Source organism: Xanthobacter nonsaccharivorans (genome assembly GCF_043194755.2).
Lineage (GTDB): Bacteria > Pseudomonadota > Alphaproteobacteria > Rhizobiales > Xanthobacteraceae > Xanthobacter > Xanthobacter autotrophicus_G.
Genome location: NZ_CM195526.1, coordinates 4,549,343 through 4,576,001 on the forward strand (window position 1 = coordinate 4,549,343; position 26,659 = coordinate 4,576,001).

The 26,659-nt window shown below is 68.9% G+C and carries 23 protein-coding genes and 1 tRNA gene; 11 read left to right on the forward strand and 13 right to left on the reverse strand.

The window, feature by feature from the left end; translation table 11 throughout:
- Window positions 1–54 precede the first annotated feature (54 nt).
- The 3 genes from V5F59_RS20665 to ahcY form a co-directional block, all read right to left on the reverse strand.
- Window positions 55–1,131, reverse strand: a complete 1,077-nt coding sequence (locus V5F59_RS20665; RefSeq protein ID WP_393982676.1) for a lysylphosphatidylglycerol synthase domain-containing protein — start codon at window positions 1,129–1,131, stop codon at window positions 55–57.
- Window positions 1,132–1,290: 159 nt separating this feature from the next.
- Entirely contained in the window at window positions 1,291–3,141 is a 1,851-nt protein-coding gene (locus tag V5F59_RS20670; protein WP_509211121.1) for a KUP/HAK/KT family potassium transporter, read from the reverse strand.
- Between the two features lie 469 nt (window positions 3,142–3,610).
- A complete protein-coding gene (gene ahcY / locus V5F59_RS20675; RefSeq protein WP_393982678.1) occupies window positions 3,611–5,008 on the reverse strand; it encodes an adenosylhomocysteinase in 1,398 nt (465 codons plus the stop codon).
- 511 nt (window positions 5,009–5,519) lie between these two features.
- On the opposite strand from ahcY, the gene V5F59_RS20680 reads away from it, so the two are divergent.
- Together V5F59_RS20680 and V5F59_RS20685 are read left to right on the forward strand one after the other, a co-directional pair.
- Window positions 5,520–6,107 (forward strand): CarD family transcriptional regulator, encoded by a 588-nt coding sequence (locus tag V5F59_RS20680; protein WP_393982718.1) that lies wholly within the window; start codon window positions 5,520–5,522, stop codon window positions 6,105–6,107.
- Between the two features lie 145 nt (window positions 6,108–6,252).
- Complete coding sequence (locus tag V5F59_RS20685) at window positions 6,253–6,429, forward strand: hypothetical protein (RefSeq protein WP_393982679.1); 177 nt, start codon at window positions 6,253–6,255, stop codon at window positions 6,427–6,429.
- Window positions 6,430–6,540: 111 nt separating this feature from the next.
- On the opposite strand, the gene V5F59_RS20690 is transcribed toward V5F59_RS20685, so the two are convergent.
- Entirely contained in the window at window positions 6,541–8,148 is a 1,608-nt protein-coding gene (locus V5F59_RS20690; RefSeq protein ID WP_393982680.1) for a gamma-glutamyltransferase family protein, read from the reverse strand.
- 199 nt (window positions 8,149–8,347) lie between these two features.
- On the opposite strand from V5F59_RS20690, the gene V5F59_RS20695 reads away from it, so the two are divergent.
- On the forward strand, window positions 8,348–8,602 hold the full coding sequence (locus V5F59_RS20695) for a hypothetical protein (protein ID WP_393982681.1): 255 nt from the start codon (window positions 8,348–8,350) through the stop codon (window positions 8,600–8,602).
- Between the two features lie 15 nt (window positions 8,603–8,617).
- On the opposite strand, the gene V5F59_RS20700 is transcribed toward V5F59_RS20695, so the two are convergent.
- Window positions 8,618–9,274 (reverse strand): nitroreductase family protein, encoded by a 657-nt coding sequence (locus tag V5F59_RS20700; protein WP_393982682.1) that lies wholly within the window; start codon window positions 9,272–9,274, stop codon window positions 8,618–8,620.
- A 680-nt stretch (window positions 9,275–9,954) separates the two neighbouring features.
- On the opposite strand from V5F59_RS20700, the gene V5F59_RS20705 reads away from it, so the two are divergent.
- The gene (locus V5F59_RS20705) at window positions 9,955–10,473 is read left to right on the forward strand and encodes a cold-shock protein (RefSeq protein WP_393982683.1); all 519 of its coding nucleotides are present in this window, start codon (window positions 9,955–9,957) and stop codon (window positions 10,471–10,473) included.
- Window positions 10,474–10,690: 217 nt separating this feature from the next.
- Entirely contained in the window at window positions 10,691–10,879 is a 189-nt protein-coding gene (locus tag V5F59_RS20710; RefSeq protein WP_393982684.1) for a hypothetical protein, read from the forward strand.
- Between the two features lie 393 nt (window positions 10,880–11,272).
- Here the strand turns inward: V5F59_RS20710 and yihA are convergent, their stop codons facing one another.
- The 3 genes from yihA to V5F59_RS20725 form a co-directional block, all read right to left on the reverse strand.
- Window positions 11,273–11,944, reverse strand: a complete 672-nt coding sequence (gene yihA / locus V5F59_RS20715) for a ribosome biogenesis GTP-binding protein YihA/YsxC (protein WP_393982685.1) — start codon at window positions 11,942–11,944, stop codon at window positions 11,273–11,275.
- 46 nt (window positions 11,945–11,990) lie between these two features.
- Window positions 11,991–14,213: a transglycosylase domain-containing protein gene (locus tag V5F59_RS20720; RefSeq protein WP_393982686.1), complete on the reverse strand. Its 2,223-nt coding sequence runs from the start codon at window positions 14,211–14,213 to the stop codon at window positions 11,991–11,993.
- A 305-nt stretch (window positions 14,214–14,518) separates the two neighbouring features.
- On the reverse strand, window positions 14,519–14,824 hold the full coding sequence (locus tag V5F59_RS20725; RefSeq protein WP_393982687.1) for a hypothetical protein: 306 nt from the start codon (window positions 14,822–14,824) through the stop codon (window positions 14,519–14,521).
- Between the two features lie 476 nt (window positions 14,825–15,300).
- On the opposite strand from V5F59_RS20725, the gene V5F59_RS20730 reads away from it, so the two are divergent.
- The 5 genes from V5F59_RS20730 to V5F59_RS20750 all read left to right on the forward strand — a co-directional run bounded on the left by V5F59_RS20730 (window position 15,301) and on the right by V5F59_RS20750 (window position 20,892).
- Complete coding sequence (locus V5F59_RS20730) at window positions 15,301–18,105, forward strand: [protein-PII] uridylyltransferase (protein WP_393982688.1); 2,805 nt, start codon at window positions 15,301–15,303, stop codon at window positions 18,103–18,105.
- Window positions 18,106–18,303: 198 nt separating this feature from the next.
- On the forward strand, window positions 18,304–19,473 hold the full coding sequence (mnmA, locus tag V5F59_RS20735; protein ID WP_393982689.1) for a tRNA 2-thiouridine(34) synthase MnmA: 1,170 nt from the start codon (window positions 18,304–18,306) through the stop codon (window positions 19,471–19,473).
- Window positions 19,474–19,504: 31 nt separating this feature from the next.
- Window positions 19,505–20,149: a class I SAM-dependent methyltransferase gene (locus V5F59_RS20740; RefSeq protein ID WP_393982690.1), complete on the forward strand. Its 645-nt coding sequence runs from the start codon at window positions 19,505–19,507 to the stop codon at window positions 20,147–20,149.
- A gap of 76 nt (window positions 20,150–20,225) precedes the next feature.
- Window positions 20,226–20,302, forward strand: a tRNA-Met gene (locus tag V5F59_RS20745).
- Window positions 20,303–20,463: 161 nt separating this feature from the next.
- Window positions 20,464–20,892 (forward strand): DUF805 domain-containing protein, encoded by a 429-nt coding sequence (locus tag V5F59_RS20750; RefSeq protein ID WP_393982691.1) that lies wholly within the window; start codon window positions 20,464–20,466, stop codon window positions 20,890–20,892.
- 110 nt (window positions 20,893–21,002) lie between these two features.
- On the opposite strand, the gene mmsB is transcribed toward V5F59_RS20750, so the two are convergent.
- The 5 genes from mmsB to V5F59_RS20775 form a co-directional block, all read right to left on the reverse strand.
- Window positions 21,003–21,902, reverse strand: a complete 900-nt coding sequence (gene mmsB, locus V5F59_RS20755) for a 3-hydroxyisobutyrate dehydrogenase (protein ID WP_393982692.1) — start codon at window positions 21,900–21,902, stop codon at window positions 21,003–21,005.
- Window positions 21,903–22,145: 243 nt separating this feature from the next.
- Window positions 22,146–23,288, reverse strand: a complete 1,143-nt coding sequence (locus V5F59_RS20760) for an isobutyryl-CoA dehydrogenase (protein ID WP_393982693.1) — start codon at window positions 23,286–23,288, stop codon at window positions 22,146–22,148.
- 1 nt (window position 23,289) lies between these two features.
- Window positions 23,290–23,715, reverse strand: a complete 426-nt coding sequence (locus tag V5F59_RS20765) for a type II toxin-antitoxin system VapC family toxin (protein ID WP_393982694.1) — start codon at window positions 23,713–23,715, stop codon at window positions 23,290–23,292.
- On the reverse strand, window positions 23,712–23,936 hold the full coding sequence (locus V5F59_RS20770) for a FitA-like ribbon-helix-helix domain-containing protein (RefSeq protein WP_393982695.1): 225 nt from the start codon (window positions 23,934–23,936) through the stop codon (window positions 23,712–23,714). Before V5F59_RS20770 ends, V5F59_RS20765 begins: the two co-directional genes overlap by 4 nt.
- Window positions 23,937–24,012: 76 nt before the next feature.
- On the reverse strand, window positions 24,013–25,509 hold the full coding sequence (locus V5F59_RS20775) for a CoA-acylating methylmalonate-semialdehyde dehydrogenase (RefSeq protein ID WP_393982696.1): 1,497 nt from the start codon (window positions 25,507–25,509) through the stop codon (window positions 24,013–24,015).
- Between the two features lie 137 nt (window positions 25,510–25,646).
- On the opposite strand from V5F59_RS20775, the gene V5F59_RS20780 reads away from it, so the two are divergent.
- Entirely contained in the window at window positions 25,647–26,567 is a 921-nt protein-coding gene (locus V5F59_RS20780) for a LysR family transcriptional regulator (protein WP_393982697.1), read from the forward strand.
- Window positions 26,568–26,659 lie beyond the last annotated feature (92 nt).

The window sequence follows — 26,659 nt, forward strand, 5'->3', positions numbered from 1 at the left end:
GGCCGAACGCGTCGGGACCGGCGGACGTCCCCGACGCGGGTCACCCGGCAGCGGTCACTCGGCAGCAGTCTTGGGCGCTTCCACCTCGCGCCGGGCCACGGCCGGCGCCTCGGCGGACACCGCGGAGGCCTCATCGGCGGCGGGCACCGGCGTGGCGCCACCGGCCAGGCGCAGGCTGAGTTCGCGGGCCCCCAGCAGCGTCAGCGCGAAGGTGAAGGGCACGATGTAATAGAACAGGCGGAACACCAGCAGCGCGCCCACCAGCTCCCCCGTCTCGAACTGCGGCAAGGCCACGAGCAAAGCGGCATCGAACACCCCGAGCCCGCCCGGCGCATGGCTGGCGAAGCCGAGCAACGTGGCGGTGACGAAGATCACCGCCAGCGAAATCGGATCGATATAAGGCGTGCCCGGCATCAGCATGTACATGGCCGCGGCGCACAGGGTCAGGTCGAGGATGCCGATGCCCACCTGCACCAATGTGGTCCGCCCGCGCGGAAGCTGGACGAACCAGGACGAGCGCCCGATGGTGCGCTGGGCATAGGACACCCAGGCGATATAGCCCGCGAGCACCGCCAGCGCGGTGACGCCGATGATCCGGTTGATGGCGGGCGGCAGCTGGTCCACCGCCGTCGCGGCGTCGGGATGCAGGGTGATGCCGAGCCCGAGCACCGCAATGTTGCCGAGCCAGAAGGTGAGGCCGGCCACGAAGCAGATCTTCGCGACATCGATGGCGCCGAGGCCCCAGGCCGAATAGATGCGGTAGCGCACCGAGCCGCCGGTGAACACGGTGAAGCCCACGTTGTGCCCCACCGAATAGGAGCAGAAGCCCGCCAGCGCCGCGACGCGATAGGGCACATGATGCTTGCCGATGGCGCGCAGGGCGAACCAGTCATAGAAGGTGAGCGTCAGGTAGGCGCCCGCCACCAGGAAGAAGGCGATGAGGACGTCGCGCGGATTCTTCGCCGCCAGCGCCGCCGTTACATCCGACCACTTCAGATTGTGGAGCATGCGGTAGAGAACCACCGCCGCGAATGCGATCACGATCAGGCTCAGGACGAAACCGAGCCCATGCAGCCCCACCCGATCCCGCAGGAAGACCCACACTTTCTTGCTTATTGCCCGCACACCCATTGCGTCACCGATTTCCCCCGCCCGCAACGTCACCGGCCCGCCCACATCTGCACGCTTTCGCGCGAGATTGAAGCGCAATCTTCACCATCCCCGTGTTGTGACGCCGCTCGCGCGCCCCACTGTGCCCCGCCGTGCCGGCGCGGCGCCTTCCGGCGGCCCTTAGAGCTTCACCGGATAGCCGATCTCGACCGTGCGGGCCCTGGGCAGGCCGAACCGGTCCACCGAGCGCTCCGCATTGCGGGCGAGGAAGGCGAAGACGTGGGCCACCACGTCCCGCACCCGCGTCACCTCGTCGGGCGGGATGATCCGCTCGTGGCCGATCACATAGATGGCCGCATCCGGATCGATGCCGCGGGCGCTGAGCGCCGGGCCGAGCACCGAGGGAACGTCGATCTGCTGCATGTAGCCGAATCGCAGATCCACCCGCACGAAGCCCTCGTTGAGGGTCGTCACCTTCACCCGGTCCTCCACCGAGACGCGGGGCCGCGCGGCGATCCACACGGAAACGATCACGGCCTTCTCGAACCGGACCTTGAGCAGGTCCGCCATGCGCGAGAGGGCGACCGGGGTCATCGCACCCGCACGCGACAGAAAGATGGCGGTGCGGGGACTTTCGACATCGTTCGTCCGGTCCTTGCGGGCGACGAAGCCGTCGAGCGGCTCGGTGAAGCGGTTCTGCTGGGCCACCACGCCCTCCAGCCCGCGCCGCCAGCTGACCATCACGAAGATGACCACGCCGGCGATGGTGAGTGGCAGCCAGCCGCCGTCATGGATCTTGGTGAGGTTGGAGGAGGCGAAGGAGAAGTCCAGCGCCAGCAGGCCCGTGGCCATGGCCCACACCGCCGGCGCCGGCCAGCCCCAGGCCCGGTGCACCTGGGCGATGAACAGCACCGAGGTGGTGACCATGGCGAACGCCACCGCGATACCATAGGCCGAGGCCAGCCGGTCGGACGCCTCGAAGCCCAGCACCACGGCGATGCAGGCGATCATGAGCAGCCAGTTGAGGCGGCCCACATAGATATGCTGCTCGTTGTGCTCCGACGTGTAGCGGATGCGCATGGGCGGCAGATAGCCGAGCTCGATGGCCTGCTTCGCCAGCGAGAACACGCCGGTGATGATGGATTGCGAGGCGATCACGGTCGCCGCTGTCGCCAGAAACAGCATGGGCACGTCGAACATGTCGGGGCAGAGGTCGTAGAACGGGTTGCGCACCGCGTTCGGATCCACCAGCAGGACCGCGCCCTGGCCGAAATAATTGAGCAGAAGCGCCGGCATGGCCACGAACATCCAGGCGCGGGCGATCACCGGACGGCCGAAATGGCCGAGGTCCGCATAAAGCGCCTCGCCGCCGGTGACGGCCAGGAAGCAGGCGCCGAGGATGACGCCGGCAAGACCCGGATGCTCCAGCATCAGCCGGATGCCCTGCCGGGGATCGAGCCCGGCGAGCACCTGCGGCGCCTGGAGAATGCCGTAGACGCCGAACGCCCCGAGGGCGAAGAACCACAGCAGCATCACCGGCCCGTAGAAGGCGGCGATGCGCTCGGTCCCCAGCCGCTGCGAGAGGAAGACGGCGGCAAGCACCAGCACGGTGAGCGCCACCACCCAATGCTCCAGCTGCGGCGCGATGACCTGCAGGCCCTCGATGGCGGACAGCACCGACATGGCCGGCGTGAGCACGCCGTCGCCGATGAGCATGGCCGCGCCGAGCAAGCCGGCCCCGAGAAGATACCACCGCACCCCCAGGGCGCTGCGATGCAGATCGAGCAGGGTGACGAGGGCGAGGATGCCGCCTTCGCCATCGTTGTCGGCCCGGAGCACCAGCATCACGTATTTCACCGTGACGGAAAGGATGATGCTCCAGGTGATGAGGGACAAAAGGCCCAGCACGTCCGAGCCGAGGAAATTGGTGCCCCCCACCGCCAGGACGCCCTGCTTGAGGGCGTAGAGGGGGCTCGTGCCGATGTCGCCGAACACGACGCCGAGGGCGCCGATCTCTGCCGCGAACGGCATGAGGCGCGTACGATCGCTGGAGAAGCTCATGGCCATTTAGGGCAGCTGCCTCAGCGCAGGAGCGACTGCGCTTCTGGGGAGCGGCGGATCCCGCGCGCCCGGCGGAACGCTGACCGCCCTGCTGCGCACACTGTCACGCCTCGCGACCGTCGCACGAAACCGTTCAAGGCCAAGCCCCCGCCACGAGCGCGATGCCCTTGCCGAGGGAGCCGGAACGGCCAACCCCCGAAGGTATCGCCCATCGAAGAGAACCGTCTTCCCCCCATCTTAGCGCCTGAAGCGCCACGCCCGGAGGGCATCCGGCTCACCCCGCAATCCGCGGGTGCCGTCAACACCTAGCTCTGTTCGCGAGGGAAGACAATGCGCTGCGGAAAACCCCGCATGCCCGCCCGAAAATAAAAACGCCGGCCCTTGGGCCGGCGTTTCGTGGCTGATGCTGCGGCGGGCGGCCGGGGGCCGGGCGCGGCGCTCAGTAGCGGTAGTGCTCGGGCTTGAAGGGCCCCTTCTGCGGCACGCCGATGTAGGCGGACTGCTGGTCGGAGAGCTTGGTGAGCTTCACGCCAATCTTGTCGAGATGCAGCGAGGCCACCTTCTCGTCGAGGTGCTTGGGCAGGGTGTAGACCTTCTTGTCGTACACGCCCGGCTTGGTGAACAGCTCGATCTGCGCCAGCGTCTGGTTGGTGAAGGAGGCGCTCATCACGAAGCTCGGGTGGCCGGTGGCGTTGCCGAGGTTCACGAGGCGACCTTCCGACAGCAGGATGATGCGCTTGCCGTCGGGGAACTCCACCTCGTCCACCTGCGGCTTCACATTGTGCCACTTGAAGTTCTTCAGCGCGGCGACCTGGATCTCGCTGTCGAAGTGGCCGATGTTGCAGACGATGGCGCGGTCCTTCATGTGCCGCATGTGGTCCACCGTGATGACGTCCAGGTTGCCGGTCGCCGTCACGAAGATGTCGGCGCGGGCGGCCGCGTCCTCCATCGTGGTGACCTCATAGCCTTCCATCGCCGCCTGCAGGGCGCAGATGGGATCGACTTCCGAGACCATCACACGGCAGCCCGCATTACGCAGCGAGGCGGCGGAGCCCTTGCCCACGTCGCCGAAGCCCGCAACCATGGCCACCTTGCCGGCCATCATCACGTCCGTGCCGCGGCGGATGCCGTCCACCAGCGACTCACGGCAGCCGTAGAGATTGTCGAACTTCGACTTGGTGACGCTGTCGTTGACGTTGATGGCGGGCCACAGCAGCGTGCCCTTCTTCTGCATCTCGTACAGGCGATGCACGCCCGTGGTGGTCTCTTCCGTCACGCCCTGGATGGTCTTGGCGAGCAGGGTGTACCAGCCGGGCTTGTGCTTCAGGCGGCGCTTGATGGCGGCGAAGAGGACTTCCTCCTCCTCGTTGGTGGCGCCGTCGAGGAAGGCGGTGTCGCCATTCTCCGCGCGCAGGCCGAGGTGGACGAGCAGGGTGGCGTCACCGCCGTCGTCCAGGATCATGTTCGGGGTGCCCCCGTCCGCCCATTCGAAGATGCGGTGGGTGTACTCCCAATACTCCTCCAGCGTCTCGCCCTTCACGGCGAAGACCGGGGTGCCGGCAGCGGCGATGGCGGCCGCGGCATGGTCCTGGGTGGAGTAGATGTTGCAGGAGGCCCAGCGCACGTCGGCGCCCAGCGCCTTCAGGGTCTCGATCAGCACGCCGGTCTGGATGGTCATGTGCAGCGAGCCGGCGATGCGCGCGCCCTTGAGCGGCTGCGAGGCGCCATACTCGGCGCGGGTGGCCATCAGGCCCGGCATCTCGATCTCGGCGATGTCCAGCTCCTTGCGCCCCCAGTCGGCAAGGTTGATGTCCTTCACCACATAATCGTTGCTCATGGATCGCTCCGCTTGGAAATGGCCGCCCGGACGGGGCGCGAATTCTGCGGCCCCTCTAGCATGGCCGCGGGACGAAAGGCAATAAGGATATAAAGAAATGTTTATATGAGAGTCGCGGATTTGTCATCGATCCTGGCGAGCCCAGCGACCGCAAGGACCCGCAAGTTGCCGCCATTATCCGCCAAGGTAAGGTTGGCGACACGGCGCGCTTTGATTCCGACAAAAATTGTGATATACGTGACTTTACAGTCGATTGCTTCCACCACCAGCCGCACCGCGCCCTGAGTGGCGCATTCTCGGGAACAGAGGGGCGAGAATTTGCGTGTCAGCCGGCATCACCGGCTTGGCGCGGGGGCTGAACATCGCCATCGACTGGCAGAGCGGGTTGTCGGGCGTTCCGGCCGCGACCCAAGTCCGCAGCACAAAGGTGCGCGTCGTCCCGGTGACCGGACCGGTCCGCCGGCGCACCAGCAGGTTCGGCCTCCGGGCCGGATCAGGAGTGGTCAAGAGCATGTCGGCAAAGAAGAACGCGCAGGCCCGTCTCGGCTTCAAGACGGGCGAGCACATTGTTTACCCTTCCCACGGTGTGGGCCGCATCATGGCCATCGAGGAGCAGGAAGTCGCCGGTTTCAAGCTCGAACTCTTCGTGATCTCGTTCGAAAAAGACAAGATGACGCTGCGGGTGCCCCTCTCCAAGATCGCCACCGTCGGCATGCGCAAGCTCTCCGAGACCAATATCGTCGAGAAGTCGCTCGAGACCCTGCAGGGCCGCGCCCGCATCAAGCGCACCATGTGGAGCCGCCGCGCGCAGGAATACGAAGCCAAGATCAATTCTGGTGATCTCGTGGCCATCTCCGAGGTGGTGCGTGACCTTTACCGGTCCGACGCCCAGCCGGAGCAGTCCTACTCCGAGCGCCAGCTCTACGAGGCCGCGCTCGACCGCATGGCCCGCGAGTTGTCCGCGGTGCAGAACATCACGGAGACCGAGTCGGTGAAGCTCATCGAGCAGAACCTGCTCAAGGGCCCCCGCCGCGGTGCCGCCAAGGCGGCCGAGGAAGCGGACCTCGACACCGATATCGAGGCCGACGAGGCCGCCTGAGACCTCTTTGCTCCTCGCGAAAAACGCCACGAAGACCCGGCTCCGGCCGGGTCTTTTCGTTTGCGCCTCCCGTTTTTCCCCCACCCTCCGGAACCAGCCCGGAGCGAACGCGTTGTGCGCGTGGGGCTGAAGTGGAGAAGCGATCATGTCGGAACGCGATCAGGATCAGCGGAACCCCCAGACCCAGCACGAGAAGAACCAGCCCGGCCAAGGCAAGGGCCAGCAGCAGCAGGCGCAGGTGCCCGGCCAGAAGAGCGGCCAGCAGCAACAGGGAGGTCAGCGCAGCGAACATCAACGGGACCAGCGGCGCGACCAGCGCTGAACCGGCCCGAAAAGCCCAAGCCGAAAAGCACAAGCTGAAGCTGCCGGCTGCCCTCTTCCCCGGAGGGTGGCCGGCTTTGCTTCAATCGGCCCGGCTCCGGGCGGCCTCCGGTCAGACCCCCGCGGCGCCACCATCGGAGCGCGGATCATGCGCGCCCTCGATGCCGCCGCGCGGATGCAGCACCACACCGCCCGCATGGCCCATCGTGTCGCTGTACGCCTCCGGAATGACCACCAGGTCGTGCCCGGCGGACGCCAGGCGCTGCACCAGCTCCTCGTCGAAGCGCGATTCCAGCTTCAGGTTCGTCTCCACGTCGCCCCAGGTGCGGCCCAGCAGCCAGCGGGGGCGCGCCACCGCCTCTCCCAGCGGCACCCCGAACAAGGCGTAGCGGCTGAAGACCGCGGCCTGGGTCTGCGGCTGCCCCTCGCCCCCCATGGTGCCATAGGCGACGACCCGCCCGTCCGGCAGCACGGCCATGGCCGGGTTCAGCGTATGGAACGGCCTGCGGCCGGGCTTCAGGGCATTGAGGGCGGAGGGATTGAGCGAGAAGCTCGCGCCCCGGTTCTGCATCAGCACGCCGGTGTTCTTCAGCACGCAGCCCGAGCCGAACTCGAAGAAGATGGACTGGATGTAGGACACCACCAGCCCCGAGGCATCCGCGGCGCCCATCCACACCGTGTCGCCGCCGGGCTTGCCCTCCGGCCAGCGCAGGGCCCGGCGCATGTCGATCTCCGCCGCCAGCGGATCGAGCGTCGCCGGAGAGAGGATCCGGGCGAGATCGGCGGACACCTGGTCGTAGTCGCACACCACCTTGTCACGCACCCGGAAGGCGCGCTTGGTGGCCTCGATCAGCCCGTGCACATGGGCGAAGCTCTCCGCCTCGGTCACGCCCAGCCGTCCGAACAGGCCGAGGATCATGAGCGAGGCGAGGCCCTGGGTGGGCGGCGGCGCGTTGAAGAGCTGGGCCTGCGGCAGCGCCAGCGACAACGGCGTGCGCGCCACTGCCTTGTAGTGGGCGAGGTCGTCGCGGGTGACGGGGCTGCCGATGCCCTCCAGGTCCGCCGCCATCTCCCGCCCCACGTCGCCGCGGTAGAAGTCGTCGAGCCCGGTGCGGGAGAGATGCTCCAGCGTGTCGGCGAGGCGCACCTGCCGCTGGAGGGCGCCCCTGGCCGGCACCCGTCCGTCCACGAGGAAAGCCTCGGCGAAGCCGGGCGCGCCTTCCAGGTCCTTCTTCTTCTCCTGCGTCAGCCGCGCCTGCGAGGCGGAGACAGCGACGCCTTCCCGCGCATGGCGGACGGCCGGCTCCAGCAGGCGGGCGAGCGAGATACGCCCGCCGGCGGCCTTCGCGGCCTCCAGCGCCATTTGCCAGCCCCCCACCGCCCCCGGCACCGTGAGCGCCGCGAAGGGGCCCCGGGTGGGAATGGCGTCGAAGCCCATGTCACGGTAACGGGGAATGCTGGCCAACGCTCCGGCAAAGCCGGCCGCCTCGATATAACGCACCTTGCCGGACGGCTCGCGGATGAGCCAGAAGCCGTCGCCGCCCGCGTGGTTCATGTGCGGATAGACCACGGCGATGGTCGCCGCGGCCGCCACCATGGCCTCGATGGCGTTCCCGCCTTCCGCCAGAACATCCCGCCCCGCCTCGGCCGCGAGGTGATGCGGCGCCGCGACGATGCCGCGCGCGGCATGGGTGCTTTCATAGGCGTGGGCAGGCAGCATGGGGCTCTCTCTTCGGGAGGCGCGCGACAGGGCCAATCCGCCAAGGCTTGACCCGGCGGCGCGCCCGTCGCAGTTTCCGCCACCATATAGAGCAGCGGCGGTCCCCGGCTCCAGTGCCGGAACGCGATGTCGGCACAGGGGCGCGGCATCACCGCCGCGAGGCATGGAAATGGCGCGCACCGGCGCGCGGGAGATGGCAATGGCGGGTTCGGTTCAGGCAAAGACGGGCGCGGCACGGCGCGGCAGCATCGTCACCGTCCTCAGCGCGGCGACACTGATCGCGACCGAATCGTTCGCCACCGCCATTGCCGCCGGCTGGGCGCTGGCCGGCCTGCTCAACCTGGGCGATGCGGGCGAATACGCGCTCATGGGGCTGTTCAGCCTCGCCGCCCTCTACGTGACGGTGAAGTATTTCCGCCGCGCCTATGCCGTGGAGATGACCCTCACCATCTGAGCGGCCGGCAGATCCTCAGGGCGTGTAGCGCGTGACCACGTCGGCGATCTTCGGTCGCGGACGGTCCTCGACCTGCGTCGCCGGCCGGCCGATATGGATGAAGCCGGCGACCTTCTCCCCCTCCCCAACCCCGAGCAGCGCCGCGGCGGCCGGGTCCCGTCCCGGCCATTTCAGCAGCCACAGGGCGCTATAGCCGAGCGCGTGCGCGGCGAGGATCAGGTTCATGCAGGCAGCTCCTGCCGACAGCACCTGGTTCAGCTCCGGGATCTTGGCGGCCGGGTCGGCGCGGCTCACCACCACCACCGTGACCGGCGCCCGCAGCAGGTAATCCCGCCACATGTGCGCCTTCTCCGACGCAAGACCCGGGTTCTGCGTGGCATAGAGGGCGTCGAGCCGATCTCCCGCCACCTCCCGCGCGGCCTCTTCCAAGACGATGAAGCGCCAGGGCACGAGACGGCCGTGATCGGGCACCCGTGCGGCGATGGCGAGCATGCGGTCGAGCTCCTCCGGCACCGGCCCCGGCGCGAGCAGAGCCCGCAGCGGCAGGGAACGGCGACGCTCCAGCAACGCCAGCGTCTCGGGCGAGGGCTGCATGACGAGGGGCGGACCATCGAAGGAAGCCGCGCCATGGGCATGTCCATGGGCGCGGGCGGTATCTGCCGGCTCTTTCATCGGCCTCTCCCCGGCGCATCGGGCCTGGTGTCCCGCACCATTTTCCGGTCGCTCAGGACTGAAGAGCTCGGAGCACCTCCAATAGAACTGGAGTTCTTCCGAACTGGATTTTCCTTTTTCTTCAATGCGCCCCCCGCTTCATCCCGGCGTCAGACACGATGGCCGGGCCCACCGGCGCGGCCCGCGTGCGCCAGCCAGCACCGCCTGCTGCCGAAGCCCTCGCGCGGAGAGGTAGTCAGAGATGCAACCGTCGCTGAACATTCATGTACCAAAGCCCGGGAGATGTGTTAGTCTGTTTGTTGGTCGGAGGCATGGGCCCATTGGTAGGGGCATGCATTTCGGCTTTGTCATATAGGCTGCGAGGCGAGACGCGGGTGGCTGGATCGAGCGTTGTTGTGCGAAGGCGTATTTCAAGACGCCCGGAACGTGCATCTTAAAGTCTGCACGGAAAAACGCATCAACATCCGGCAGTGGTGGATGGCCCTAGCCAAAATTGGCGACTGACCTCAACGGAAATACACATGAGCCGTAACCGAGACTTCCGAGAGCCGCGCCGCCGTGGCTTTGACGACGACTTTGCGCCGCCGCGTGACCGCGGCTTCGGAGGGGACCGTCCTTTTTCTTCGCCGAGCAGCAGCTTCAGTGCCCCCGTCCCGTCCGGTCCGCCCATCGAGGCGACCGTGAAGTGGTTCAACCCCGAGAAGGGCTTCGGCTTCGTCGAGCTGTCCGACGGCTCGGGTGACGTGTTCCTCCACGCCCGCGCGCTCGAAGCCGCCGGCCAGGAGAGCGTGCCCCCCGGCTCCAAGCTGTCGGTGCGCGTCGGCCAGGGCCAGAAGGGCCGGCAGGTCACCGAGGTGCTCGAGGTTGACACCTCGACCGCCGAGGCCGCGCCTCCCCGCCGCAGCAGCTTCGGCGACCGGCCCAGCGGTGGCGGCTTCGGTGCGCCCCGCGCCGGTGCCGGCGGCCCCCGCGCCGCGACCGGCCCGACCGAAGAGCGCGTCGGCACGGTGAAGTGGTACAACCCCGACAAGGGTTTCGGCTTCATCGCGGTGGAAGGCGGCGGCAAGGACGTGTTCGTGCACGTCACCGTCATCTCCCGCTCCGGCCTCAGCGACCTCGCCGAGGGCCAGCGCGTGGTGGTGCAGGTGGGTCAGGGCCCCAAGGGTCCGGAAGCCCGCGGCATCGAGCTCGCCGACTGAGCCTCATCGCCTGAACGCCACGGGATGCGCCCACCGGCCCAGCTGAAATCAGCCGGGCCGGACCGCGCGGCATCGAGACGACCGGTTTCCGGACCATGGTCCCTGGATCATGGTCTCGGAAGCCGAGCGGTGTCTCCTCCCGAAGCGGCCGGCTTGAATTGGACAGGCGTGGTCTTCACCGCGCCTGTCTTCTGCATTTGTGGAGTTGAACAACAACATGGCGCAACAGCCCGAGGCAGACCTTTCCAGCCTCCTCGAACGTCTCAAGGCGGCGCAGCGCGAGTTGCTGCTGACCGCCGCCAAGGGGGCCACCCTTCCCTCCGATGGCACGCTGCGCAAGCTCTCCGACCTCGAAGGCGCCATCGCCGCCACCGAGGCTCTCATCCAGGAAGAGCACGACCGCTGAGCGCCGGGGTGGCATTGCCATCCTCAGCTTCTGCGTCTCGCGCGGCCCACCCGGACCCGCGGCCGGCAGCGTGACAAGATGCTGGCGGCGCGCAGCCGCCGGCCGGGGAATTGCGCCATCCGTTCGGCCCACGGACGCCGGAGAACCAAGCGCCGACCAGATTGCGCCGCAAGCGGATCGGACACCGCGCCCCCTTCTTCAGGTTTAGCGGGCGGTTCCCCCGATCAAATGGATTCGATTTGATCGGGTCCTGCTCTGAAGCTCCGGGCGCATGGCCCAGGGGGCGCCCGATACGAACCTCTCCCCGTTCCCCGAACAGCTCATCCTGAAGGCCGGCGTGGCCTTGTCGCCAGCGGCGCACCTGCGCGCCGGGCGCGCGCCTCGCCGCAGGCCTCAGACCAGCCCCTGCTCGGCGAGGAGCCGCGCCACCGCCGCGCGCAGCTCCGGAAAGCCGGCGCCCGTCTCGCTGGAGGTGGGAAAGACCACCGGATAGGCCGCCGGCCGGCGGCGGATCTTCTCCTCCACCGCGGCGATCACATGCGGCAACGCCGTTGGCTTCACCTGGTCGGTCTTGGTGAGGACGATGGCGTAGGACACCGCCGCCTTGTCCAGCAGGTCCAGGATCTCCTCGTCCACCGGCTTGATGCCGTGGCGGGAATCGATCAGCACGAACACCCGCGCCAGATTCACCCGCCCGCGCAGATAGGCCTTGATGGTGCGCGTCCAGGCGTCGACCTTCTCCTTCGGAGCCTTGGCGAAGCCGTAGCCCGGCATGTCCACGAGGCTGAGCTCGGGCCCCACCCGGAAGAAGATCAGCTCCTGCGTCCGCCCCGGCGTCACCGAGGTGCGCGCCAGCGCCTTGCGGCCCGTGAGGGCGTTCACGAGGGACGACTTGCCCACGTTGGAGCGGCCCGCCAGCGCGATCTCCATCCCCTCCATGGGCGGCAGGACCTCGATGGTGGGGGCGGCGGAGAGGAAGTTCCACTCGCCGGCGAACAGCAGCCGCCCGGCCTCCAGGAAGGGGTCGGGGGCGTCGGTCGCGGCGTCGGGTCGGGTGTTGGTCATCTGCGCCTTATCCTAGAGCGTGCGGGCTGGCGCAAGCCACGCGGCCTCAGCGGCGCTGTCCGCCGCCGAGGAAAGTCTGCACGAACCAGCGGTCGAGGGTCATGGGCTCCTCCTGCTGCTGGGGCGGCGCCGGCATCTGGCCCACCACGGCCGGCGGACGGTCGTCCGGTCCCCCCTCCGGCGGCGCGAAGAGGCCGCCCGGCGGGCTGTAGCCGATGCCGCCGAAGCCGGCAGTGCGCAGGCCGCCCGGCAGGTCCGCCACCGGCACGCCCTGGTGCGCCGTCTTCATGTAGCGGGACCAGATCTCCACGGGCAGGTTGGCGCCGGAGGCCTTCTTGGTGGGGGAGGAATCGTCGTTGCCGAGCCACACCGCCGTAACGTAGCGCGAGGTGTAGCCCACGAACCAGGCGTCACGGTAATCCTGCGAGGTCCCGGTCTTGCCGGCGGCCTGCCAACCCGGAAGATCGGCGCGGCGGGCGGTGCCGGTGGAGAGCGTCTCCGTCATCATCCGGTTCATCATCGCCACATATTCGGGCGCCACCACCCGGCCCGGCCCATCGCCGGCGCGCTGGTAGAGCGGCTTGCCGTCCATGGTTTTCACGCTGTCGATGACGTGGGGAACAACGCCGATGCCCCCGTTGGCGAAGGGCACATAAGCGGAGGTCAGCTCCAGCACGGACACCTCGGACGTGCCGAGGGCGATGGAAGGATTGGGATCGAGCGGGGACGCCACCCCGAGGCGATGCGCCGTCGCCACCACCGCCTTCGGACCCATCTCCAGCACGAGGCGCACGGACACGGTGTTGAGCGACAGGGAGAGGGCTGTGGTGAGCGTCACCGGGCCGCGATAGTCGTGGGAGGCGTTCTCCGGCCGCCAGCCCTTCAGCTGGATGGGCCCGTCCTCCCGCACCGTGTCGGGGGTGAGGCCATGCTCCAGCGCGGTGAGGTAGATGAAGGGCTTGAAGGCGGAGCCCGGCTGCCGCCGGGCCGTCACCGCGCGGTTGTACTGGCTGTCCGCATAGGATCGGCCGCCCACCAGCGCCTTCACCGCGCCGTCGGTGTCGAGGGAGACCACCGCCCCCTGCCCCACGCCGTATTTGGCGCCGGACTTCGCCAGCGTGTCCTCCAGCGCCCGCTCCGCCGCCTGCTGCAGGTTCGGCTCGATGGTGGTGCGCACCACCACGTCGCCCGGCAGCTCGCCCACGTAGGTATCCAGCTGATCCATCACCCAGTCGGCCACGTAGCCCGAGGAATCCGGCATGCCGGCGCGCGAGAGCTGGCCCGGCCGGGCCAAAGCGGCGCTGGCCATGTCCTGGGTGATCATCCCCTGCTGGCGCATGGCGGCGATGACAAGGGCGGCGCGGGCCTGCGCGCCCCTCAGGTTGCGCGTGGGCGCAAGGCGCGAAGGCGAGTTGACGAGGCCGGCGAGCATGGCCGCCTCGGCCAGCGTCACCTGGCGGGCGGACTTGCCGAAGTAGCGCTGCGCCGCCGCCTCGACGCCATAGGCGCCGGCGCCGAAATAGACACGATTGAGATAGAGGTCGAGCAGTTCGTCCTTGCTGAACTTGTGCTCCAGCCACAGGGCCAGCACCAGTTCCTGGATCTTGCGCGAGGCGGTGCGCTCCTGCGTCAGGAACAGGTTCTTGGCCAGCTGCTGGGTCAGCGTCGAGCCGCCCTGCCGCAGGCGCCGGGAGGTGAGATTGGTCACGAGGGCGCGCGCGAGGCCTTCCGGGTCCAGGCCGAAATGGCTGTAGAAGCGCTGGTCCTCGATGGCGACGAACGCCTTGGGCAGATAGGGCGGCAATTCCCTTATGGGCACCGCTACCCCGCCCATGTCGCCGCGGCTGGCGAGCGTTTTGCCGTCCGCCGCCTGCACGATGACGGTCGGCGGGCGCTTGGGGATCATCAGCGTCTGCATGGGCGGCAGCTTGGACGCCTCGTAGGCGATGACGCCCGCGATCGCCAGCACGCCCCAGATGCCCAGGATGAAGCCCCATTTGATGAGACGGAACAGCAACGGCCCGCGCCGGCGGCGCTCCCTGCGACCGCGCCCGGAAGGCTCGCCGCGCCGCGGCTCGGGCGGCGAGGCCTTGGCCGGCGCGACCTTGGCGGGAGGGGTCTTCGATCTGGCCGCACGACGGGGAGGCTCCACCGGCGGCGGGGCGCCGGCAGCGCGATCGCGGGGATCGAGGCGGATGTCGAACAGGGATTCAGGCCGCTCCAGAAGCGGCTCCTGCCTCGTACCGTCGCTGCGTCCGCGTGCCGCCATCCACAAACCCGTCGTTCTCGCCTGTGCCGTATGCCATCCCTTCCACCATCAAATTGGGGCGGAAGAGCAGCGCGGCTCGCTGAAGGTAAGCCCTGCGCAATAAGGATTCGGTTAAGGATGGCCGCGTTTGCGACCATGCAGCGGACAGGCCGGGACCGGAAGTCGGTCGGCGGGGGCAGCCGACCCCATCATGCCAATGGGTGAAAAGCACGCCTCCGGGCCAAGGGTGTCGCCGGCAAGGCGCCGGGAGCGAAGCGTGTTCGGCATCGGCAGGAGACCGGGCCGGGCGTTAAGGGGCCCCAGCCTTAGCTGCACTTGTCCCAGAAGCCCACCTTGCGGTCCGGCGTCTTGTAGTACCAGCACATGCCGTTGGCCGGCGGCGGGCCCGCGACAGAGACGGCGAGCCCGGCCGGCATGGAGCCAAGGGCGGCCCCCGCCGCCACTGGCCCGCCGGCACCCCAGGAGGTCTGGGGTGGCTGGAGGATCACCGGGGAATTGGACACGATCGGCGTGTTGTCGGGGGGAGGCACGGGCTGCCGGCCGGGCTTCTTCGCAGCCCCGGTCGCGGTCTCCCGCGCCGCCTTGGCGCCGGTGGACGGGGCGTCACGCACCGTTGCGGGAGGCCGAGCCGGCTGGAGCCGGGGCGTGACCAAGGGGCGAGGTGTCGCCACAGGGCGGGGGGAGACGGAAGGCACCACGGCAGGCCGAACGGACGGCGCCGGGCGCACCGTGGGAGCCGGCTTCACCGTCGGTCGGGGAGAAGGACGCACCGCCGGGGCTGGCGAAAGCCCGTTCACCGTGCCCGGCTGGGCCGCGCCGGCCGCACCCGGCCCCATGGCCATGGCCACAAGAGCCGCAGCCGTCAGGAACCGCACCACTCCGCGCGCTTGCCCCGCCGTGCCCATGCCGATCTCCTTCCGCCGCCGCTCGCGCCGCCGCAAAGCATGCCCCTGCGTCAGCGCATGACCTTCCCCTGCAAGATGGGCGCTTTGATGGGCGAGGACCACATACGCCGCTCGCGGCGGGCGGTCGATTGCGGTAAATATCCAGTCTGTCCTTTTCTCGCGGGCCCTCCAGATCGCCGAGCATGAGCAGCATCCGTACCCCCAAAGCCCACCGCGTCATCGGCGAACCCTTCGAAGGTCAGAAGCTCAAGGCGGAGATCCGCGAGATCGCCAATGCCCACAAGGGCCGCGACCTCGAGCTGCGCAATGCCGTGGTCGCCCGCCTCAAGAAGTCCATGCAGGACGGCCGGGCCGAGGCCGAGCGCCTCCTGCGGGAGGACGGCTGCGGGCGCTGCTGCGCCATGCGCCTCTCCGCCTTGCAGGACGCGGTCATCACCTCCGCCTACGAGGTGGCGACCACGTTCCTCTATCCGGTGGACAATCCCTCCCGCTCCGAGCGCATGGCGGTGGCGGCAGTCGGCGGCTACGGCCGCGGCATGATGGCGCCGGGCTCGGACACGGACATCCTGTTCCTCCTGCCCTACAAGCAGACCGCCTGGGGCGAGAGCGTGGCGGAGGCCATGCTCTACATCCTCTGGGACCTGGGCCTGAAGGTGGGCCACGCCACCCGCTCGGTGGAGGAATGCCTGCGCCAGGCCCGTGCCGACTTCACCATCCGCACCTCCATCCTCGAGGCGCGCTACATCGTCGGCGACAAGGCCCTGTTCGAGGACCTGGAGAAGCGCTTCGACGCGGAAGTGGTGGAGGGCACCGGCGCGGAGTTCGTGGCCGCCAAGATGGCTGAGCGGGAGGAGCGGCTGCGCCGCTCCGGCCAGTCGCGCTACCTGGTCGAGCCCAACGTGAAGGAAAGCAAGGGCGGCCTCCGCGACCTGCACACCCTGTTCTGGATCGCCAAGTACGTCTACCGGGTGCAGACCACGAGCCAGCTGGTGGCCAAGGGCGTGTTCACCCGCGAGGAAGCGCGGCTGTTCACGCGCTGCGAGGACTTCCTCTGGTCGGTGCGCTGCCACCTGCATTTCCTCACCGGCCGCGCCGAGGACCGCCTCTCCTTCGATGTGCAGCGGGAGATGGCCCTGCGCCTCGGCTACACGGAGCATCCCGGCCAGAAGGACGTGGAACGCTTCATGAAGCACTATTTCCTCGTGGCGAAGGATGTGGGTGACCTCACGGCCATCCTGTCCGCCGCGCTGGAGGAGCGCCACGAGAAGCCGGTGCCCGGCCTCAAGGGCATGGTGGAGCGGTTCCGCGCCGGCTCGCGCCGCATCACCCTGAAGGACACGCCCGACTTCATCCTCGACCATGACCGCCTGAACGTGGCGGACGCCGAGGCGTTCAGCCGCGATCCGGTGAACCTCATCCGCATCTTCCAGGTGGCGGACAAGCGCAACCTGGCGCTCCATCCCGATGCCATGCAGCTCGCCGCCCGCTCGCTGCCGCTCATCGACGCCGGCGTGCGCGAGAATCCGGAAGCGAACCGCCTGTTCCTGGAGGTCGTCACCTCGAAGAATGCGCCCGAGACCGTTCTGCGGCGCATGAACGAGGTCGGCGTGCTCGGCCGCTTCCTGCCGGAGTTCGGCAAGGTCGTGGCCATGATGCAGTTCAATATGTACCACCACTACACGGTGGACGAGCATCTCCTGCGCTGCATCGGCGTGCTCTCGGAGATCGAGCGGAAGGTGAACCCGGAGAACGGGCTCGCCAACGACCTGATGGGCACGGTGAAGAACCGCAGCCTGCTCTATGTGGCCCTCCTCCTCCACGACATCGCCAAGGGCCGGCCGGAGGACCATTCGGTGGCGGGCGCCCGCATCGCCCGGCGCCTGTGCCCGCGCTTCGGCCTCTCCCCGGTGGAGACGGAGACGGTGGCCTGGCTGGTTGAGCAGCACCTCGTCATGTCGCAGGTGGCCCAGTCGCGCGATCTCTCCGACCGCAAGACCATCGAGAACTTCGCCTCCGTGGTGCAGAACCTGGAGCGCATGAAGCTGCTCACCATCATCACCACGGCGGACATCAAGGCGGTGGGGCCGGGCACCTGGAACGGCTGGAAGGCGCAGCTGCTGAAGACGCTCTATTACGAGACCGAGCCGGTGCTCACCGGCGGCTTCTCCGAGGTGGACCGGGGCAAGCGCGTCGCGGCCGCCCAGAGCCAGTTCCGCGCGGCGCTGTCCGACTGGTCGGACGAGAAGGTCGCCACCTACGTGGCGCGCCACTACCCGCCCTACTGGCTGCGCGTGGACCTCGACACCAAGCTGCGCCACGCCCGCTTCGTGGACGCGGCGGAGACGGCCGGCCGCTCCATCGCCACCCATGCGGCGCTGGAGCCGGGCCGCGGCATCACCACCCTCACGGTGCTGGCGCCGGACCACCCCAAGCTCCTGTCCATCATCGCCGGGGCCTGCGCGGCGGCGGGCGCCAACATCGTGGACGCCCACATCTCGACCACCACGGACGGCCTCGCCCTCGACACCATCGCCCTGCGCCGCGCCTTCGACCATGACGCGGACGAGCTGCGCCGGGCCGAGCGGATCCAGAAGGCGGTGGAGCAGGCCCTCACCGGCGAGGTGCGCCTGCCGGAGGTGATGGCCAAGAAGCTGCCCAAGGGCCGCCGCACCTTCACGGTGGAGCCCGAGGTGACGGTGAACAACGCCTGGTCCAACCGCCACACCGTGGTGGAGGTGTCGGGCCTCGACCGGCCGGGCCTGCTGTTCGCCCTCACCAATACCCTGTCGCGGCTCAACCTCAACATCGCCTCGGCCCACGTCGCCACGTTCGGCGAGCGGGCGGTGGACGTGTTCTACGTGACCGACCTCATGGGCGCGAAGATCACCGGCGCGGCCCGCCAGTCCGCCATCCGGCGGGCCCTGGTGAGCGTGTTCGAGGGGCCGGCGGAGGACGAGGAGCCCGCCCGCCGGGCCGCACGGGGCTGAGACGCCGCGGGCGCAGGCCCGCCTGGTCCATCGGCCCTGGTCTTCGCTCGGCCGAAGACCAGCGTGCCAAGCGCCCCGGCCTTTGGCATCAGCCCTTCTTTCGCCTTGCTCCATGGCCAGAAGGATGCGAGCCATTTGCACCTCCGGCGCGCGCGGCCTAACCTTCCGCCACCCCAGCCGGGTAAAGACCGCCAGACCATGACCGACCTTCCCCTCCTCGACATCGACGGCGACCCCGCCTCCACCCGCGTGGTGGTGGCCATGTCGGGCGGGGTGGATTCGTCCGTGGTGGCAGGCCTTTATGCGCGTGCAGGCTATGACGTGGTGGGCGTCACCCTCCAGCTCTACGACCATGGGGAGGCGGCCCATCGCCGCGGCGCCTGCTGCGCCGGGCAGGACATCTACGACGCCAGCGAGGTCGCCCGCACCCTGGGGATCCCCCACTACGTGCTGGATTACGAGAGCCGCTTCCAGGAAGAGGTGATCGACCGCTTCGCCGCGAGCTATGCAGCCGGCATCACCCCCATTCCCTGCGTGGACTGCAACCGCACCGTCAAGTTCCGCGACCTGCTCGCCACCGCCGGCGACCTCGGCGCCGGCATCCTCGCCACCGGGCATTATGTGGCGAGCCGCGCCCTTCCGGACGGCCGCCGCGCCCTTTTCCGGGCGGCGGAGGAGGCGCGGGACCAGAGCTATTTCCTCTATGCCACCACCGCCGAGCAGCTCTCCCGCCTGCGCTTCCCGCTTGGGGAGCTGAAGAAGGCGGACGTGCGCGCGCTCGCCAACCGGTTCGGCCTGCCGGTGGCCGACAAGCCGGACAGCCAGGACATCTGCTTCGTGCCCGGCGGCGACTATGCCGAGGTGGTGAAGCGCCTTCGGCCCGAAGCGGCGGAGCCGGGGGACATCGTCCATCTCGACGGCCGGCTGCTGGGGCGTCACCGCGGCGTGATGCACTACACCATCGGCCAGAGGAAGGGCCTGGGCATCGCCACGCCCGAGCCGCTCTATGTCATCGCCATCGATGCGGCGCGGCGGGAGCTGCGCGTCGGCCCGCGGGAGGCGCTGGCGGTGCATGCCATCTCCATCGCCGACGTGAACTGGCTGGGCGACATGCCGTTCGCCGAGGCGCTGGCGCGGGAGACCGAGGTCCACGCCAAGGTGCGCTCCACCCGTCCGCCCGTGCCCGGCCGGCTCGGCCGCGCGGCGGACGGAACGCCCGCCGTCCACCTCGCCGCCGGCGAGGAAGGCGTTGCGCCGGGGCAGGCCTGCGTGCTCTACGATGGGCCGGACGCGGGCGCGCGCCTCCTGGGCGGCGGCACGATCCTGAAAGCGGAACGGGTGGCGAAGAACGTCGCCGAGGTGGCCTGAGGCCTCAGGGTCCGGGCGGGAGTGACTGACGATGGCGGTCCAGTACGATCTCGAAGGCCAGAAGCGCGCCTATGCCAAGTGGGCGCCCATCTATGACAAGGTCTATGTGAAGCTGCTGGCGGACGCCCAGCGCAAGGCCGCCCGGGCCGCCGCCGCCTGTGGCCCGAACATCCTGGAAGTGGGTGTCGGCACCGGGCTGGTGCTGCCCTATTACCCTGCCGGCTCCAACGTCACCGGCATCGACCTCTCCTTCCACATGCTTCAGAAAGCGGTGGAAAAGAAGGTGGAGCGCGATCTTTCCCAGGTGGGCCTCCTCGCCGCCATGGACGCCTGCCACCTGGGCTTTGCCGACCAGAGCTTCAACGCCGTCACCGTCCCCTTCGTCATCACCCTCGTGCCCGACCCGGAAGGCGCGCTGGATGAAATGTACCGCGTGCTGAAGCCGGGGGGAGAGATTGTCATCGCCTCCAAGCTCGGCGCGGACGAGGGCGCCGCCATGCACATCGAGGCGGCGCTGGCGCCGCTGGTGAAGAAAGTGGGCTGGAGCATCGCTTTCAAGGCCTCGCGCCTGCGCAACTGGGCGGCCCGCTATCCCGACATGGAGGTGATCGAGATATCCCCGGTCTTCCCCATCGGCTTCTTCAAGCTGGTGCGCATCAAGAAGAAGGCGGCCTGAGGACCGCTCCGCTTTCTTGACACCCGCGAGGCGCCGCGACTATATGCGCGTCTCTCGACGCCCTGGCGTTCGACTTGGCAGCGTAGCTCAGTTGGTGAGAGCGCCGGATTCATAACCCGGAGGTCGGCGGTTCAAGTCCGCCCGCTGCTACCACCCAACCTTCCAGACATTCAGCGGCATCGACACCTTCAGGCGCAGGGCTTCCCCGGCTTCGAGGCGAGATTCGGCGAATCCGCTCGCCATGGCACCGTGACCTGCGTTCCGGTATATGGAGACCGATGCGCCGGGGGCATCCCGCGCCGCGAGGAGGGGCCATGACATTCACCGCCGCAGTCCGAAGCTGCCTGTCCCAGTACGCGACCTTCACCGGCCGCGCGCCCCGCAGCGAGTTCTGGTGGTTCTGGGTGTTCACCCTCGTGGTGGAAGTGGCCGCCGTCTTCCTGGGTGGGCTCCTCTTCGCCGGCTCGGTGCGGGAGGTGGCCATGGGGCCGGGCATGTCCTCCATGCACGGCTTCTATGTCTATGCTTTCCCCAACTGGCTGTCGGGCGTCGTCCACCTTGCCCTCATCCTGCCGTCGCTGGCGGTGGCGGTGCGGCGCCTGCACGACGTGGGGCGCTCCGGCTGGTGGCTGCTGATCGCCTTCATCCCCCTCGGCGTCTTCGTGCTGCTCTTCTGGTGGGTGCAGCCGTCCCAGCGGGAGCCGAACGCACACGGCCTGCCGCCCCTCCTGCCGGCGCGCTGAGGGGCCCGGAGCCTCCTGGCGCCGCGCCCTCTGCCAAAGGCCCGTGAGACAGGCTCAGGGGCCTTTGGTCCAGCCCGGCGGGCGGCGGGCGAGGAGCGGGGCTGCGGCCCTCAGGTCTCGTCCGCCCGGGTGCGGATCCACTCGATGATGCCGGAGAAGTCCTTGCCCTCGTTCCCCTCGCCGGCAAACGCCGTGTAGAGGGCGGTGGCGGCCGCGCCCAGCGCGGTGGCGGCGCCGGAGACGTCTGCCGCCTCCTGCGACAGCTTCAGGTCCTTGAGCATCAGGGCGGCGGCGAAGCCCGGCTGGTAGGCGCGGTTGGCGGGGCTGGCGGGCACCGGCCCCGGGACCGGACAATAGGTGGTGAGCGACCAGCACTGGCCCGACGAGGTGGAGGCCACGTCGAACAGCGCCTGGTGGGAGAGGCCGAGCTTCTCGCCCAGCACGAAGGCTTCGGACACGGCGATCATGGAGATGCCGAGGATCATGTTGTTGCAGATCTTCGCCGCCTGACCGGCCCCCGCGCCGCCGCAATGCACGATCTTCCGGCCCATCAGCTCCAGGATGGGCTTGGCCGCGCCGAAGGCCTCGTCCGTGCCGCCCACCATGAAGGTCAGGGTCGCGCCCTCGGCGCCGCCGACGCCGCCGGAGACCGGAGCGTCCACGCTCGCGTGTCCCGCCGCCTTGGCCGCCTCGTGGAAGGCGCGGGCGGAGGCCACGTCGATGGTGGAGGAATCGATGAACAGGGTGCTGGGCTTGGCCGCCGCGAACAGGCCGTCCGGCCCGTTGGTGGCGCCCACCACATGCTTGCCGGAGGGCAGCATGGTGATCACCATGTCCGCCGCGGCCACCGCCGCCCGGGCGCTTTCGGCCAGCGCCACGCCGCGCGCCTTCGCGCCCTCCAGCGCCGCCGGGGCGAGGTCGAAGCCGAGCACGGTGTGACCGGCCTTCACGAGGTTGCCGGCCATGGGCCCGCCCATGTTGCCGAGGCCGATGAATGCGATGGTGGCCATGATGGTTCCTTCCCGGATTTCGTCCCGCGCTCCTTTGGGCGAAAACCGCTCCTGGGAGGCTGTCGGGGCCTTCTGCTCTTTCAACTCGCCGCTCTTGCCGGCTCCGTCATGCCCCGGCCCGTCCGGGGCATCCGCTTGGCCGCCCGTCCGCGTTTCAGGCGGAAGGCGCCGGCCCCGCCGCAGGGTGGATCCCCGGCACGAGGCGGGGGATGACGTCCGGCCGGATGTCTCCGCGCCTTCGCCTCAGTTCCCCTGCGCGATCAGCGCGCGGGAAACGATAAGCCGCATGATCTCGTTGGTGCCTTCGAGGATCTGGTGGACCCGCAGGTCGCGGACGATCTTCTCGATGCCGTAGTCGGCGAGGTAGCCGTAGCCGCCGTGGAGCTGGAGGGCGTCGTTCGCCACCTCGAAGCCGCGGTCGGTGGCGATGCGCTTGGCCATGGCGCACAGCTGGGTGGCATCGGGCGCCTTGGCGTCCAGCGCGGAGGCGGCCCGCCACAGGAAGGTGCGCGCGGCCTCCAGCTCGGTGGCCATGTCGGCGAGGCGGAACTGCAGCGCCTGGAACTCGTCGAGCCGCTTCCCGAAGGCCTTGCGCTCACGCATGTAGGCAAGGGTCTTCTCCAGCGCGGCCTGCGCCCCGCCGAGCGAGCAGGCGCCGATGTTGAGCCGCCCGCCGTCCAGCCCGGCCATGGCGATCCTGAAGCCCTCGCCCTCTTCCCCCAGCCGGTTCTCCACCGGCACGCGCACGCCCTCGAAGGTGACGGTGCGGGTGGGCTGCACGTTCCAGCCCATCTTGCGCTCGTTGGCGCCGAAGGAGAGGCCCGGCGTCCCCGCCTCGATGACGAGGGTGGAGATGCCCTTCGGCCCGTCCCCGCCGGTGCGCACCATCACCACATAGATGTCGGAGGAGCCGGCGCCGGAGATGAACTGCTTCTGCCCGTCGACGATGTAATGATCGCCGTGGCGCACCGCCTTCGTCTTCAGCGCCGCCGCGTCCGATCCCGCCCCCGGCTCGGTGAGGCAGTAGGAGGCGAAATGCGCCATGGCGGCGAGGCGCGGCACCCACCTGTGGCGCTGCGCGTCGTCGCCGAAGCGGTCGATCATCCAGGTCGACATGTTGTGGATGGACAGGTAGGCGGAGGTGCCGGGGCAGCCGGTGGCGAGCTGCTCGAAGATGAGCGCCGCATCGAGCCGCGAGAGGCCGGAGCCGCCCACGTCCTCCCGCACATAGATGCCGCCCATGCCGAGCGCCGCCGCAGCGCGCAGGGTCTGGACGGGGAAATGCTTCGTCTCGTCCCACTCGACGGCATAGGGCGCGATCTGCTCGTTGGCGAAGTCGCGCGCCATGTCGCGGATGGCGATCTGGTCCTCGGAGAGCGTGAACATGTCAGGAGCGCCAGGAGGAGAGGGGGAGGATCGGGGGAAGGTCCGTCTGGCCCGCCGTCTTGCGGGCGAGGCGGCCGTCTGCGGTCAGGAACGGGCAATCCGTTTCGCGGGCGAGGCTGAGGTAGATGCAGTCGTAGATCGCGTGGTCGAGCCTGAACGACAGTTCGATGGCGGCAGGAAGCAGGGGCTCGACCGGAAACAGCCGTTGGAAGAAGGGCGGCAACTGCGCGCAGATGTCGATCGCTTCCGTCATCGTCACCGCTCCTATCCGCCGTTTCTTCCATAAGGCATTGGCGACTTCCGTCTGAATGAGCAGCGGAGCTATGAGCGCGGAGCCGGATGCCACAAGGGCGTCCGCCTCAAGCTGATCTCCCTCATCGAAGAACCATTTCAGCGCGATGGAGGCATCCACCACGAAACGGCTCATTTCGATCCCTCGCGAATTTCATCAAGGGTCAACGCCGGCGAGGGCTTGGTGCGGGAGCGGAAATAGCGCGACACCGCCACCCGCTCTTCCGGCGTGTAGGGCCGGTTCTTCTCAAGCAGGTTGCGGATTTCCTGCTCCAGCGAGATGCCGTTCCTTTTCGCCCGCTCCCGGTAGACGTTGAGTGTCTCCTCGGGAATGTTGCGCACCAGAACCTGGGCCATCGTCGCCTCCTTGCGATATCGATCGTGCTATCAGAAATGATAGCACGATCGCGTCCGTACAAGGAGGAGCGCCGCCTCACCCCATGGTGGGGATGACGAAGTCCGCGCCGTCCTTGATGCCCGAGGGCCAGCGGGAGGTGACGGTCTTGGTCTTGGTGTAGAAGCGCACGCCGTCCGGGCCATGCTGGTTCAGGTCGCCGAAGCCGGAGCGCTTCCAGCCGCCGAAGGTGTGGTAGGCGAGCGGCACCGGGATCGGCACGTTGATGCCCACCATGCCCACGTTCACCTTGGAGGCGAAGTCGCGCGCCGCGTCGCCGTCGCGGGTGAAGATGGCGACGCCGTTGCCGTATTCGTGCTCGGTGGGCAGGCGCAGGGCCTCCTTGTAGTCGGGCGCGCGCACCACGGAGAGGACGGGTCCGAAGATCTCCTCCTTGTAGATGCGCATGTCGGCGGTCACGTGATCGAACAGGCAGCCGCCCACATAGAAGCCGTTCTCATAGCCCTGGAGCTTGAAGTTGCGGCCATCCACCAGCAGCTTGGCGCCTTCCTGGACGCCCAGGTCCACATAGCCCTTCACCCGCTCCATGGCCTCGCGGGTGACGAGGGGGCCGAAGTCGGCGGAGCCGTCGGTGGACGGGCCGATCTTCAGGTTCTCGACGCGCGGCACCAGCTTCTCCAGCAGCCGGTCGGCCGCCTCGGGGCCCACCGGCACGGCCACGGAGATGGCCATGCAGCGCTCGCCCGCCGAGCCGTAGCCGGCGCCGATCAGGGCGTCCACGGCCTGGTCCATGTCCGCGTCGGGCATGATGATCATGTGGTTCTTGGCGCCGCCGAAGCCCTGGATCCGCTTCCCGTTGGCCGCGCCGCGGGCATAGATGTACTGGGCGATGGCGGAGGAGCCGACGAAGCCGATGGCCTGCACGTCCGGATCGTCGAGAAGACCGTCCACCGCCTCCTTGTCGCCGTTCACCACATTGAGGATGCCCGGGGGCAGGCCGGCCTCGAGCATCAGCTCGGCCAGGTGCATGGGCACGCCGGGATCGCGCTCGGACGGCTTCAGGATGAAGGCGTTGCCGCAGGCGATGGCCGGGCCGAACTTCCACATGGGGATCATGGCCGGGAAGTTGAACGGGGTGATGCCGGCCACCACGCCCAGCGGCTGGCGCATGGAATAGATGTCGATGCCCGGGCCGGCGCCGTCGGTGAAGTCGCCCTTCAGCAGGTGCGGGATGCCGATGGCGAACTCGACCACCTCCAGGCCGCGCTGGATGTCGCCGCGGGCGTCGGGCACGGTCTTGCCGTGCTCGCGGGCCAGCAGGTCGGCGAGCAGGTCGTAGTCGCGGTGCACCAGCTCGAGGAACTTCATCAGCACGCGGGCGCGGCGCTGCGGATTGGTGGCGGCCCAGGCGGGCTGGGCAGCCTTGGCGTTGGCCACGGCGGCGGCGAGCTCGTCCTTGGAGGCGAGCGCCACATGGGCGATCACCTCGCCGGTCATGGGCTGGTAGACGTCCGCGGTGCGGCCGGACGTGCCGGGCACGTGCTTGCCGCCGATGAAATGACCGATCTCGCGCATGATGCGTCTCCTCCCGAGTGGGTTCTGCGGTGCAGCAGAGGCACCGTTGGTTGGCCGGCACATTGCCGTATCTTTTTCTGCACGGCCACGGCAATCTCTGCACGAATGATGTGCGCCATTTCACATGAAGGCGAGCCGTGCGCGCGAGCGATTTCGAGTGGTCGGACTTGAGGTTCTTTCTCGCCGTGGCGCGCGCCGGCCGCCTCACGGTGGCGGCGGCGCGCCTCAAGGTGGAGCATTCCACCGTGAGCCGGCGGATCGCCGCGCTCGAGGTGGCGCTGGGCGCCAAGCTGTTCGACCGCCACCCCCACGGCTACGGCCTCACCGCGGCGGGCGAGCGCCTGATGGCGGCGGCCGAGGGCATGGAGAGCCTGGCGCTGGCCGCCCAGGGCGAGATCGGCGGGGCGGACCTGGGCGTCGCCGGCACCGTGCGGATCGGCGCGCCGGACGGCTTCGGCAGCTATTTCCTCGCCCCGCGCATCGGCGCGCTGGCCGACCTGCACCCCGAGCTGGATATCCAGCTCCTCGCCATGCCGCGCCTGTTCTCCCTGTCGAAGCGCGAGGCGGACATCGCCATCTCCCTCTCCCGGCCGAAGGAGGGGCGGCTGGTCGCCCGCAAGCTCACGGACTACCGGCTCGGGCTCTATGCCGCGCGCGCCTATCTGGAGGCCCACGGCGGCATCGACAGCCGCTCCGCGCTCGCCCGCCACGCCTTCATCGGCTACGTGGACGACCTGATCTACGCGCCGGAGCTCGACTACGTGCCCCTGGTGGCGAAGGACATCAGGGTGCGGCTGAAGAGCTCCAGCCTCATCGCCCAGATGACCGCGACCCGCGCCGGGGCGGGCGTGTGCGTCCTGCCCTGCTTCATGGCGGACCTGTTCGCCGGGGAGGGGCCGGACGCGCTGGTGCCCATCCTCCCCGGCGAGGTGGGGCTGACGCGCACCTTCTGGCTGCTCACCCACGCCGACACCCGCGACCTCGCCCGCATCCGGGTGGCGGCGGACTTCATCGCCGGCGTGGTGCAGAAGGGCAAGGGCGTGCTGATGCCGGGGTGAGGCGATGCCCCGTGCCTTGACCTTGAAGGCCTCTGCCTCTATAGGAGCCGCTTCCCGATAGAGCGGGTGAGTGCACGAGGGTCGTCTGGCCC